At 60.3% G+C, this 12490-nt stretch carries 9 protein-coding genes; 7 read left to right on the forward strand and 2 right to left on the reverse strand.

What is annotated here, in order from left to right; translation table 11 throughout:
* The first annotated feature begins 474 nt into the window (after positions 1–474).
* From AB3X86_RS18140 to AB3X86_RS18160, 5 genes are all read left to right on the forward strand, one after another.
* Complete coding sequence (locus AB3X86_RS18140) at positions 475–2172, forward strand: DUF1302 domain-containing protein (protein WP_368597047.1); 1698 nt, start codon at positions 475–477, stop codon at positions 2170–2172.
* A gap of 14 nt (positions 2173–2186) precedes the next feature.
* Positions 2187–3536 (forward strand): DUF1329 domain-containing protein, encoded by a 1350-nt coding sequence (locus tag AB3X86_RS18145; RefSeq protein ID WP_368597048.1) that lies wholly within the window; start codon positions 2187–2189, stop codon positions 3534–3536.
* 145 nt (positions 3537–3681) lie between these two features.
* On the forward strand, positions 3682–5043 hold the full coding sequence (locus tag AB3X86_RS18150; protein WP_368597049.1) for a DUF1329 domain-containing protein: 1362 nt from the start codon (positions 3682–3684) through the stop codon (positions 5041–5043).
* A 127-nt stretch (positions 5044–5170) separates the two neighbouring features.
* The gene (locus AB3X86_RS18155) at positions 5171–6235 is read left to right on the forward strand and encodes a YCF48-related protein (protein ID WP_368597050.1); all 1065 of its coding nucleotides are present in this window, start codon (positions 5171–5173) and stop codon (positions 6233–6235) included.
* Between the two features lie 12 nt (positions 6236–6247).
* The gene (locus tag AB3X86_RS18160; protein WP_368597051.1) at positions 6248–8728 is read left to right on the forward strand and encodes an RND family transporter; all 2481 of its coding nucleotides are present in this window, start codon (positions 6248–6250) and stop codon (positions 8726–8728) included.
* A gap of 78 nt (positions 8729–8806) precedes the next feature.
* Here AB3X86_RS18160 and AB3X86_RS18165 read toward each other — a convergent pair whose 3' ends face one another.
* Both AB3X86_RS18165 and AB3X86_RS18170 read right to left on the reverse strand, forming a co-directional pair.
* A complete protein-coding gene (locus AB3X86_RS18165; RefSeq protein WP_368597052.1) occupies positions 8807–9589 on the reverse strand; it encodes an SDR family oxidoreductase in 783 nt (260 codons plus the stop codon).
* 32 nt (positions 9590–9621) lie between these two features.
* Positions 9622–10632 (reverse strand): NAD(P)-dependent alcohol dehydrogenase, encoded by a 1011-nt coding sequence (locus AB3X86_RS18170; RefSeq protein ID WP_368597053.1) that lies wholly within the window; start codon positions 10630–10632, stop codon positions 9622–9624.
* A gap of 137 nt (positions 10633–10769) precedes the next feature.
* Here AB3X86_RS18170 and AB3X86_RS18175 point away from each other — a divergent pair, with 137 nt between their 5' ends.
* Together AB3X86_RS18175 and AB3X86_RS18180 are read left to right on the forward strand one after the other, a co-directional pair.
* The gene (locus AB3X86_RS18175) at positions 10770–11519 is read left to right on the forward strand and encodes an electron transfer flavoprotein subunit beta/FixA family protein (RefSeq protein WP_368597054.1); all 750 of its coding nucleotides are present in this window, start codon (positions 10770–10772) and stop codon (positions 11517–11519) included.
* 2 nt (positions 11520–11521) lie between these two features.
* Positions 11522–12454 (forward strand): electron transfer flavoprotein subunit alpha/FixB family protein, encoded by a 933-nt coding sequence (locus AB3X86_RS18180; protein ID WP_368597055.1) that lies wholly within the window; start codon positions 11522–11524, stop codon positions 12452–12454.
* Positions 12455–12490: the final 36 nt, after the last annotated feature.

Below are 12490 nucleotides of genomic sequence, written 5' to 3' on the forward strand. Positions count from 1 at the left end.
AAATCCCGGCTGCGTGCGGCCTGCAGATCGATTCATGATCCGCTCTCGCGGATTGCCAGGAAGCCACCCATGGTTTGCATCGCCATTCGTCGCAGACGACGCGGATGCCTTGTCAATGCAAGCGTCACCGGCATTCGGTTTGCGCGACGCGCTGGCCACGCATCTGGCACCGATGCGTGCTCCGGTCATACGCGCATGGCTTCCAATTCGTCACCAATCGCAAACCCACGTTTACCCCGAATTTCGAACGGCGTTCGAAAAAATGCATCCCGTAGGGGTGGGCGAGCGTTGACAGTCGAGTTTCGAGCGTTTATCTTTGCGAACAGCATTCGTATTCTGGTGACGTGGTAGGAGGTATCTGAAACGCGATGCTGATGAGGTGGGGGAGGCCGGTTTCGCTTCATTGCTAAGACTGCGGGAATCCAACGGCCTTGGCCTTTTCTGCGGCAGTTCGACAAAGACAAGAGGAGACGCATGAAACAGAAGAGTCTTAAGCCAAGGGCGATCAGCCTTGGCGTACACGCCGCCTGTATCGCCGCGGCATGCGGGTTGTGGAGCGCGAACGCCAATGCATTTCACTTCGATGTGCCGAACCCGGACATCGACATGCAATGGGACAACACGTTGCGCGCGGACTACGGCATCCGGCTGCAGAACCCGGACCAGTTCTACACCAGCAGTCCGACGTACGATGAAGGCAATCTGTCGACGCCGAAGTTCAGCACGATCCAGGCGATGCTGAACCTCTACAGCGAGTTCGATTTCAAGTACAAGGAAACGTCCGGCTTCCGCATCAGCATGGACGCGTGGTACGACCCGACGTTCAAGAATCACAATACGAGCAATCCGGCGTTTCTGCCGAACTATCCGAACAACGAGTACACGAGCTACATCAAGAAGTACTATCAGGGGCCGAGCGCCGAACTGCGTGATGCGTTCGTCTTCAACACCTTCGACCTCGGGGGTCACTCTGTCAACGTCAAGCTCGGCCGGACGGCGATTACCTGGGGGCAGTCGGCGTTCGCTACGCTGGGTGGTGCGAACTCGGTGGCGATCGGTCAACAGCCGCTCGACCTGATGAAGCTGACGCAGAGCCCGAGCGCTTCGCTCAAGGAAATCGTGTTGCCGACGGCTCAGGCCGCCGTGACGGCGAACATTACCGACACGATTTCCCTCGGGGCACAGTACACGTTCGAATGGAATCACGACCGGCTGCCTGAAGGCGGCACCTATTTCGGCGGTGCGGATCCGATCCTCTACGGCCCTCCGATCGCCAGCTACGAAACCATTCCGGGGCTGGGCACGTTCGGGATTCCTCGCATCGCACCGACCAAAGGTCAGATAGGCGACATCGGCCTGAACGGCAAGTGGCGAGTCGATTCGCTCGCAACGACCTATGAATTCACGTATCGCCACTTCGCGATGAAGATGCCATGGGCGGCGGTGCTGCTCCCGGGTGCCGGACCGCAACTCTTCCCTGGGTTCAACCTGCCCGGTGTGACGGCGAAGTACGGCAACAACGTGAACCTGATCGGCGCTGGCTTCAACAGCGCGATCGGCAACGCGGCAGTGGCGGGCGAACTGTCGTATCGCTGGAACATGCCGCTCACAGCCGTCAATACCACGACGGTCAACGACGCACCGACGGGTCGCACGCTGCACGGTCTGCTGAACGTCACGCAGTCGTTCGGCAAGACGCCCTTGTGGGACAACATGTTCCTTCAGGCCGAATTCGCGTTCAACCAGCTGCTGAGCGTGACACACAACGCGGGCAACTTTGCGAATTCCAGCTATGACACGACCGGCCAATGCTCAGCATCGGGGAACAACCCCTTCAACAATTGCTCGACGCGCTTCTGGGCTGGAATCGGCATTGGTGCGAGCCCGCAGTGGTATCAGGTGTTCCCGGGGGTCGATCTGACGATGCCACTGTTCGTCAATCTGAATCTGAAGGGCTACTCTTCGGTCATTACGCCAGCGGCCGAAGCACAAGGGCAGAACACGTTCGTGGTCGGGCTTGATTTCACGATTTACAACAAGCACCAGGTGAACGTGACCTACACGTATTACATGAACAAGAAGGGGTACTCTACGACGGGAGCCGCGACTGCACTCGGCGCACCGTATAGCGACAAGTCGTGGATCGGCATCACCTATCAGACAACGTTTTGATGATGGAGGCACCTGTGAAAAGACTCCCAAAGCTTCTTAAGGCGCTGGCGATACTCGCCGCCGTTTGGGCTTCACCCTATACGCTGGCAATCGAGAGCGGGATTACCCCGTTCGGAGCGGAAATTGCCGGCAACAAGGACGGCACGATTCCCGCCTACACGGGCGGCATCAAGGAATTCCCGGCCGGCTTCAAGCCCGACTCCGGGAAATGGGCGGACCCTTTTGCCGGTGAAAAGCCTGTTCTGCAAATCACGGCCCAGAACTATCAGCAATACGCCGACAAGCTGAGCGCCGCTTCGATCGAACTGTTCAAGCGCTATCCGACTTACCGGATGGACATCTACCCGACGCACCGCTCCGTTTCGTATCCGGATTGGTACCTCGAGAACTCGGAGAAGAACGCGCAAAGCGCCAAGCTCGAAAAGAATGGCCTTTATATTTCGGGCGCGTTCGGCGGTAAGCCGTTCCCGGTCCCGAAGAACGGTCAGGAAGCGTTGTGGGACTGGGAATTGCGTTATGTGGGCACGGCCCAGAAAAACAACGTGAAGACGTGGCTCGTCGATTCGAGAGGCACTCCGATTCTTGCTGCACAGTTCAAGAGTTCGCTGCTCTATCCGTATTTCGAGCCTAAGTATGAAGCGGAGTTTCGCAAGAAGGGTCCCCTTGCGATCTGGTATCAGGTCTATAACGACTACGCTGCACCGTCCCGTCTGATCGGCGAGACGTCGCTCTTCTGGTACTTCACGGATTCGGCCGATCACGATCAGCAATCGTGGGCATACAACCCGGGCCAACGCCGCGTGCGCGTGGCGCCCGATCTCGCCTATGACACCCCGAACCCCGGCTATTCCGGCGCGATCACGATGGATGACATCCAGCTGTTCTACGGGAAGATCGACCGCTGGGACGCAAAACTGGTCGGAAAGAAGGAAATGTACATCCCGTACAACGACTACAAGCAGCAGTACGATACGCCTGCAAGCAAGATCCTCACGTCGAATTTCGTGAATCCGGATCATGTGCGCTGGGAACTGCACCGCGTGTGGGTCGTGGACCTGACGCTCAAGCAGGGCGCGCGTCATATCTACAGCAAGAAGACGCTGTATTTCGACGAGGACGGCGGTGGCGGAATGATGGACGCGTATGACCAGTCGGGCAAGCTGTATCGCGGTGGCTTCGAAACCACGGTGCCCGCCTACGACTACAAGGTTCCGTATTCGCTCGGTAACTGGTTCTACGACTTCAACAGCGGCATCTATATTTTTGGCAGCCATCCGGCGGAGTCGCCGGGGATCATGTTCAACGTGAGCTTCCCGAACGACTACTTCACGCCGGAGCGTATGCAATCTGCGGGTGTGCGCTAATTGCGCGCTGAGTCGAGGATAAGGTATTGAGTGATGCGTCCCGCCCGGCTTGCCTGGCGGGACGTCTCACCAGCGGAGGCTGGATCGAGTCGCACGCATCGAAAGTAGTGTGGTTGCTTTTGGTATTGGATCAATCTGGAAAGTGATGGAGACAGTTTTGAAGAAGCACCGGCTGTTGATTAACGCGTTCGCGCTTGCTGCAGCAATTTGCGCCGCGCCGATGTCGAATGCGATCGAAAACGGGATCACGCCTTTCGGGGCCGAAGTCGCCGGGAACAAGGACGGGACGATTCCCGCCTACACAGGCGGTATCACACAGTTTCCGACCGGATTCAAGGCAGATTCTGGCAAGTGGACAGACCCGTTCCCGGATGAGAAGGCAGTGCTGCAAATCACTAACCAGAACTATCAGCAGTACGCGGACAAGCTGAGCGCGAGTTCGATCGAGCTGTTCAAGCGTTATCCGACCTATCGGATGGACGTCTATCCGACCCATCGCTCGGTGTCGTATCCGGACTGGTATCTCGAGAATTCGGAAAAGAACGCGCAGAACGCGAAGCTCGAAAAGAATGGCCTGTTCGTTTCCGGTGCGTTCGGCGGCAAGCCGTTCCCGGTGCCGAAGAACGGTCAGGAAGCATTGTGGAACTGGGAACTGCGCTACGTGGGTACGGCCCAGCGCAACAACGTGAAGACGTGGCTGGTTGATTCGAGAGGCACGCCGATCCTCGCCGCGCAATTCAAGAGCTCACTGTACTACCCATATTTCGATCTGAAACAGGAAGGCGAATTCAGGAAGAAGGGCGGTCTCGCCATCTGGCAATACATCAACAACGATTTCGTTGCACCGGCGCGAATGATCGGCGACACCACGCTCTACTGGTTCTTCACCAATACGGCCGATCACAACCAGCAATCGTGGGAATACAACCCCGGTCAGCGCCGCGTGCGCGTGGCGCCTGACCTTGCCTACGACACGCCGAACCCCGGCTATTCGGGCGCGATCACGATGGACGACATCCAGTTGTTCTACGGACGCATCGATCGCTGGGACGCGAAGCTCGTCGGCAAGAAAGAGATGTACATCCCATACAACGACTACCAGCAACAGTACGAAACGCCGGCGAGCAAGATCCTGACGCCGCATTTCGTCAGCCCGGATCATGTACGCTGGGAACTGCACCGCGTGTGGGTCGTCGACTTGACGCTTAAGCAGGGCTCGCGTCACGTGTATGGCAAAAAGACGCTCTATTTCGACGAGGACGGTGGCGGCGGAATGATGGACGCCTATGACCAGTCGGGCAAGCTGTATCGGGGTGGCTTCGAGACCACGGCGCCTGCGTACGACTACAAGGTGCCGTATTCGCTGGGCAACTGGTTCTATGACTTCAACAGCGGCATCTATATTTTCGGCAGCCATCCGGCGGACTCGCCTGGGATCATGTTCAACACGAGCTTCACGAAGGACTTCTTTACACCTGAGCATATGCAGTCGACCGGCGTGCGATAGCCGATACAGGTGCAAGGAAGAGCGCAGTACGTGCGCCATGCCGGGTATCGCATGGCGCACAGAGAAGTTTCATAAAAATCCAGGACTGTTCGCGTGACCGATCGCCAGTTACTGTGAAGGAGACACAATGCGCAATACCCTGTTTCGTTGGCTGGCACTCGTCGCGGCCGCATGCGCCGCCAGCGGGTCGGTCCATGCCGAATTCGCCGATCCGATGCGTTCGCCTGCCGTGATCAACCTGCAGGCCGCGCATGAACCGCTGATCGCGTTGGCCCAGGCCGGACAGCGTCTGGTCGCGGTAGGCCCGCGCGGGGCGATTCTGATTTCGGACGACATGGCCATGCACTGGCGCCAGGTCCAGGTGCCGGTGAGTTCGGATCTGGTCGCTGTCACGTTCAAGTCGGCCGCGCTCGGCTGGGCGGTCGGACACGACGGCGAGGTGCTCCACACCACCGACGGCGGCAATACCTGGACGCGGCAGCTCGACGGCCAGCAGGCGGCGAAGCTGATGAGCGCCTACTACGCGAAGCAGCAGGGCGATTCACCCGATCTGAAGGCGTCGCGCGAAGAGGCAGAGCGCTTCGAAGCAGACCAGGGGGGACGTCCTTTCCTCGACGTCTGGTTTGATGATGAGCGTTCGGGCTGGGTCATCGGCTCGTTCAACATCATTTTCCACACCGACGACGGCGGCAAGAACTGGGTGCCCTGGTTCGATCGCGTCGACAATCCCAACGCGTTGAACCTGCATGCAATGCGCCGTATCAACGGGACGCTTTATATCGTGGGCGAACAGGGGCTGCTGCTCAAGCTCGATCCGGGCAAGCAGCGTTTCGTCGCGGTGCCTACGCCCTCGAAGGGCAGCCTCTTCGGTCTCGCTTCCACGGGCAACGCGTTGATCGTCTACGGTCTGCTCGGCAACGCATATCGCTCCATCGACAGCGGCGCGACCTGGGAGAAGATCACGCTGCCGACCGGCGCGAGCATCCTGGCGTCGGCTGAACTGCCGAACGGTCATCTTCTTCTCGCGACCCAGGCGGGTGAGCTGCTCGAGAGCGCCGATCAGGGGGCAACGTTTCAAAAACTGGGCGCGAACCAGCCAGGCGGCATCTTCGCGATGGCGTTGCGCGGCGACACCGCGGTGCTGGCTGGTGCGGCCGGCCTGTCGCGGATCACATTGTCGAAGTCGAACTAAAAGGGAGCAGACATGGCTGGCGGCAACAATGCCCAATTCGACAAGATGCCCGTTGTGGCGGATCTTGCCCAGTTCGATTCACGTTCAGGCAACGCGCTTGAACGGTTGATCTTCAACCGCCGTCCCTGGCTCATCGTCATCTGCGCAATCATCACGGTGGTGCTAGGGTTTCAGGCGCTGCGTCTCGATGTGAATGCGAGCTTCGAGAAGATGATTCCGCTGTCGCATCCGTACATCAAGAACTATCTCGCCAACAAGGCGGACCTTAAAGGGCTCGGCAATTCGCTGCGGATCGTCGTCGAGAATCCCTCGGGCGACATCTACGATCCGAAGTATCTTGCCGCGCTGCGACGCGTCAATGATGCGTTGTTCCTGATTCCGGGCGTCGACCGTCCTGGCGTGAAGTCGATCTGGATGCCGATCGTGCGCTGGAACGTGGTCACGGAGAATGGCTTCGCGGGCGGCCCGGTGATGCCGGACGGCTTCGACGCGTCCGCAAAGGCCATCGCACAGCTGCGCACGAACGTGGCGCGCGCAAACATCGTGGGCAGCATCGTGTCGAATGACTTGCATTCGAGCATGATCCAGTTGCCGCTGCTCGATCACTATGCCGATACCGGCAAGGCGCTCGACTACGCGAAGCTTTCGCACCAGATCGACGAGGTCATCAAGAAGGAGGGTCACGGCGAGGTGCACGTGCACGTAGTGGGCTTCGCGAAGCTGATCGGCGACCTGATCGACGGCCTCAAGCTGGTGGCGATGTACTTCGGCGTGGCCGCGGCGATCGCGCTCGGCGTGATCTTTCTGTACACGCGCTGCTATCGCAGCACGCTGCTGGTGGTGGCATGTTCGCTGATCGCCGTAGTCTGGCAGCTCGGCATCATTCGCTCGCTCGGCTATGTGCTCGATCCCTATTCGGTGCTGGTGCCGTTCCTCGTTTTCGCCATCGGGGTATCGCATGGCGCACAGAAGATGAACGGGATCACTCAGGACATCGGGCGTGGCACACATCGCTACGTGGCGGCACGCTACACGTTCCGGCGGCTTTTCCTCGCCGGTCTCACGGCGTTGCTCGCGGACGTGGTTGGCTTCGCGGTGCTGATGGTCATCGACATTCCGGTTATCAAGGATCTGGCGTTCACGGCGAGCGTTGGCGTGGGCGTGCTCGTGTTCACGAATCTGCTGCTGCTGCCGGTACTGCTTTCATACATTGGCGTCAGTCCGTCAGCGGCACGACGCAGCGTGCGCGGCGAACAGAACGAGGCGCGCGGCACCTCGTCGGCCGGCGCGCTTTGGAACCTGCTCGACCGCTTCACCGAACGCCGCTGGGCCGTGGGTGCGATCGTTTGCGCGGCGGCACTCACGGTGTTCGGCTGGTCGGTCAGTCAGCATCTGCAGATCGGCGACCTCGATTCGGGCGCGCCGGAGCTTCGTCCAGACTCGCGCTACAACCTCGACAACGCTTACGTCAACACGCATTTCGGCTTGTCGAGCGATCTTTTCGTCGTGGTTGGCAAGTCGTCGCACGGCACTTGCGACGCCGACAATTTCCCGCTCGTTCTCGAGGCTGACCGACTCGAAGCCACACTGCGCAACGTGCCGGGCGTGCAGACGACGACTTCGGTCGGTGGCCTCGCGCGCTGGGTGACGGCGGGCTTCTACGAGGGCTACCCGAAGTGGTACACGGTCGACCGCGTGCCTTCGATCGTCAACAAGACGGTGTGGCAGATCCTGCTCGATCATCCGGACCTACTGAGCCAAACTTGCGGCACCGCGCCCGTGATCGCGTATCTGACCGATCACAAAGCGGCGACTCTCTCGCGTGTCATGGAGGCGGCGGAGGCATTCGCGAAAGAACATAGCGACGCCGATCACCAGTTCCTGATGGTTGCCGGCTCGGCTGGCATCGATGCAGTGACGAACGTGGTCGTCGCGAAAGCGAACCGCACCATGCTGTTCATGGTGTATGCGGCGGTGATCCTGCTGTGCTTCATCACGTTCCGCAGCTGGCGCGCGGTCGTGGTGGCCGTCGTGCCGCTCGGAATCACTTCGGTGCTGTGCGAGGCGCTGATGGTCAAGCTCGGCATCGGCGTGAAGGTGGCGACGCTGCCGGTGATCGCGCTGGGCGTGGGGATTGGCGTCGACTATGCGCTCTATCTGCTGAGCGTGCAGCTCGCGTATCAGCGTGCGGGGCAGCCGCTGCGCGTAGCTTATCGTCATGCGGTGCAGTTCACGGGCAAGGTCGTGGCGCTGGTCGGCGTGACGCTGGCTGCCGGCGTTGTGACATGGGCTTTTTCACCGATCAAGTTTCAGGCCGACATGGGCATCCTGCTAACGTTCATGTTCCTGTGGAACATGATCGGTGCGCTGATCCTGGTCCCGGCGCTGTCGCATTTCCTTCTGCAGGGAATTTCGCGCAAGGCGGTGGCGAGGGGGGGACCGGCTGGTTCGGCGAACGTCGAAGCTTGTAGCGGCGAGGTCACGCTGCGGTAGCGAGTATGTGGCGGTGCCGCGCGTTGCGCGCGGCACCGCCTCGCAGCACAAATAAGTTGGCCCGCTGGCCGCTCGGCCTTACACCACGGACATCGAAAAGCTCAGGATCTCCGAGACTCCGCCGTCGACCATCAGCATTTGGCCATTCATGTAAGAGCTGGCCTGCGACGCGAGAAACACGGCGACGCCGCCTAGTTCCTCGGGATTGCCCCAACGGCCAACCGAAATGTGCGAGCGCACGATCTCCTTCATTTGCGGATTCGATGTGACGGGCTCAGCCATATCCGTGAGGAAGTAGCCGGGGCAGATCCCGTTGCAACGAATGCCGTGTCGCCCCAGCTCCGCACCGAGCGACTTCGTGAGTCCGGCAACGGCATGCTTGCTGGCCACGTACGCTTGAAGCTTCTCGCGGCCTAGCACCGACACATAAGACCCGACGTTGATGATGCGTCCGTGTCCGCGTTCGATCATCGGGCGCGCCACTTCCTGCGCGAGCAGGTATGCGGCCGTGACGTTGGTATCCATCGTTCTTTGCCACATGTCGACGCTCGACTCCAGAAAGTCGCTCCACTCGCAAATGCCCGCGTTGTTGAGCAGTACGTCGATGCGGCCATGGCGCGCAAGGACGTTGCGAACGCCGTTTCGGATGGCGTTCTGATCGGTGAGGTCGAACGGTTCGATATCGACGGTGCCGCCCGTTTTGCGAATCGATTCCGCGGCGGCTTCGAGGCTCGTACGTGAACGCGCGCAGAGGATGACGGTCGCACCGGCCGACGCCAACGCCGACGCCATGGCAAAGCCGAGACCGCGCGATGCGCCCGTGACGAGCGCGATTTGTCCTTCCAGCGAAAAGAGTTTCATTGTCTGACTCCCGTGGATGATGGGAAGACTGATTACTGGTGGCGAATGACGATCTTGCCGAAATGTTTCTGGCTTTCGAGGTGCCGAAGCGCATCCGGTACATGCGCGAAGTCATAGACCGAGTCGATCACCGGCCGCAGTTTGTGCAATGCGATTGCGCGGTTCATCGATTCGAAGTCCTGGCGCGAGCCGACGCGGATCGGTGCGATCGACAGTCCGCGCGTGAAGAATCCCTCGCCGGGGGAGGGGGCACCGGTCAGCAGCCCCACGACGCTGATCCGGCCGCCGTCCCGTGTGCAAGCAACCGATTTGCCGAACGTTTGAGCCCCGCCCACTTCGACGACGAGATCGACCCCAAGGCCATTGGTCAGGCGCAGCACGGCGTCTTCCCAATCGGGCGTGTCGCGGTAGTTGATGGTCGCGTTTGCGCCCAGTTCGGCCAGGCGTTTCAGTTTCGATTCGCTGGACGAAGTGGCGATCACGCGCGCGCCGAAAAGACGTGCTAGCTGCAGAGCGAAGATCGATACGCCGCCGGAACCTTGCACGAGGACGGTGTGGCCCGGCAGCAGGGGCTCATGCTGACACAGTGCGTTCCATGCGGTGACGGCGGCGCACGGCAGTGTCGCGGCTTCCTCGTCGGAAAGGTGCTCGGGAACACCAATCAGCTCTTCCTCGCTCAGTACGACTTTGTCGCGAAGCATCCCTTCGACGATAGCGCCGCGGCCCAAAGTATCTGCGTATTGCGGGCGCGTTCCGCCGTGCCAGTTCTCCGCGAAATTGGCCATCACCCGGTCGCCCGGTTTGAAGCGCCGTACACTTGCGCCGACCGCGACCACGACCCCCGCGCCGTCCGAGGCCGGAATGAAGTTCGGTGCCATCCAGTCGCGAAACGCTCCGTTCATCAGCAGCAACTCACGGAAATTCAGTGAACTCGCATTGACCTGCACCAATACCTGATGAGCGCCAGGTGGCGCCGGATCGGGTTCTTCGCATAACGCCAGTCCCGCAATGCCTTCGAAACGCTCGCATCGATAGAGCTTCATTTGTCGTCTCCTTGGTGTTGAACGAGGGCGTCGAATTGATCGGCAAGTGACGCTTTCCTCATTCTTCTCGTTGACAGCTACAAAAAGAACGGTTCAGAATATAGAACATTGTTCAACAAAGCGTTCGGAGCGTCAAATTGAAGATACTGGTCGCGGTGAAGCGCGTGATCGACTACAACGTGAAACCTCGGGTCAAGTCCGACGGCTCGGGCGTCGATCTGGCCAACGTAAAAATGGCCATGAACCCATTCGACGAGATCGCGGTGGAGGAGGCGGTGCGCCTCAAGGAAGCAGGCGTTGGGAGCGAAGTCGTCGTGGTATCGGCTGGCACCGCGCAATCGCAGGAGGTACTGCGTACGGCACTCGCCATGGGGGCGGATCGTGCGGTGCTAGTGGAGAGCGATGCGGATCTGCAGCCGCTCGCGGTCGCAAAGCTGCTGGCCGCCGTAGCAGCGCGGGAAAACCCGCAACTGTTCTTGCTCGGCAAGCAGGCCATCGACAACGACGCTGGCCAAACCGGGCAGAAGCTCGCTGCATTGCTCGGCTGGCCGCAAGCGACGTTTGCGTTCAAGACGGAAGTCGATGGTCAGCAACTGGTCGTCACGCGTGAAATCGATGGCGGTCTCGAACGCGTCGCTCTCGATCTGCCTGCGGTGATCACGACGGATCTGCGCCTGAACAGTCCGCGCTATGTGACGCTGCCCAACATAATGAAAGCGAAGAAGAAGCCTCTCGATACGCTGAATCCTGAAGCGCTGGGCGTTGACGTCGCGCCTCGCCTGAAGGTTCTCGAAGTGACCGAGCCACCGGCGCGCAAGGGCGGTGTGATGGTTCCGGATGTTGCAGCGCTGATTGAAAAGCTTCGAAACGAAGCGAAGGTGATCTGATCATGACGATTCTCGTTATCGCCGAACACGACAATGCGACCCTGAAGCGCGCCACGCTCAACGCCATCACGGCGGCGGGCGCAGTGGGTGGCGACATTCATGTGCTGGTGGCGGGCCACGGCGCGTCGGCCGTCGTCGAGCAAGCCGCGAACGTAGCCGGTGTCGCCGAAGTGCTCGTCGCGGAAGCACCCGAATACGCGCACGGGTTACCGGAAAACCTCGCCGCACTCGTGGTCTCGTTGGCCCGCGCTTATACACACGTGATCGCAGCGTCCACGGCGGTGGGCAAAAACTTCATGCCCCGTGTGGCCGCGCTGCTCGATAGCGCGCAGATTTCCGATGTCGTTGCCTTCAAGGCTGCCGATGTTTTCGTGCGTCCGATCTATGCCGGCAATGCACTCGCAACAGTGCAATCGTCCGACCCGATCAAAGTCATCACGATTCGGCCGACCGCGTTCGATGCTGCAGCGACCGGTTCGACCACCGCGCCGTCACGCGCTGTTGCATCGGCGCCGGCTTTCGACAAGGCCCGTTTTGTCGGGCAGGAACTCACGAAATCGAGCCGGCCGGAGCTTGCGGCGGCAAACATCGTGGTGTCGGGCGGCCGTGGCATGCAGAACGGCGACAACTTCAAGCTGCTCGACGCGCTTGCGGACAAGCTTGGTGCGGCCGTGGGTGCGTCGCGTGCAGCGGTCGACGCCGGCTTCGTGCCGAACGATTATCAGGTCGGTCAGACGGGCAAGATCGTCGCGCCTCAGTTGTACATCGCGGTGGGCATCTCGGGAGCGATTCAGCACCTCGCCGGCATGAAGGATTCGAAGGTCATCGTCGCGATCAATAAAGACGCAGAGGCACCGATCTTTCAGGTGGCCGACTACGGCCTCAGCGCGGACCTGTTCGAAGCTGTTCCGGCGCTGACCGCAGCGCTCGATTGACGTTCGCCCGGATTGACAGCAATCCGGGCGTCAGCC

Origin of the sequence: Paraburkholderia sp. BR14374 (assembly GCF_040948685.1) — a bacterium.
Taxonomy (GTDB): domain Bacteria; phylum Pseudomonadota; class Gammaproteobacteria; order Burkholderiales; family Burkholderiaceae; genus Paraburkholderia; species Paraburkholderia youngii.

What these genes read in the sequence shown, in the direction of transcription:
- AB3X86_RS18150 (WP_368597049.1), top strand. Translation starts at nt 3,682, where the DNA reads ATGGAGACAGTTTTGAAGAAGCACCGGCTGTTGATTAACGCGTTCGCG.
- AB3X86_RS18140 (WP_368597047.1), top strand. Translation starts at nt 475, where the DNA reads ATGAAACAGAAGAGTCTTAAGCCAAGGGCGATCAGCCTTGGCGTACAC.
- AB3X86_RS18170 (WP_368597053.1), bottom strand. Translation starts at nt 10,632, where the DNA reads ATGAAGCTCTATCGATGCGAGCGTTTCGAAGGCATTGCGGGACTGGCG.
- AB3X86_RS18165 (WP_368597052.1), bottom strand. Translation starts at nt 9,589, where the DNA reads ATGAAACTCTTTTCGCTGGAAGGACAAATCGCGCTCGTCACGGGCGCA.
- AB3X86_RS18180 (WP_368597055.1), top strand. Translation starts at nt 11,522, where the DNA reads ATGACGATTCTCGTTATCGCCGAACACGACAATGCGACCCTGAAGCGC.
- AB3X86_RS18160 (WP_368597051.1), top strand. Translation starts at nt 6,248, where the DNA reads ATGGCTGGCGGCAACAATGCCCAATTCGACAAGATGCCCGTTGTGGCG.
- AB3X86_RS18155 (WP_368597050.1), top strand. Translation starts at nt 5,171, where the DNA reads ATGCGCAATACCCTGTTTCGTTGGCTGGCACTCGTCGCGGCCGCATGC.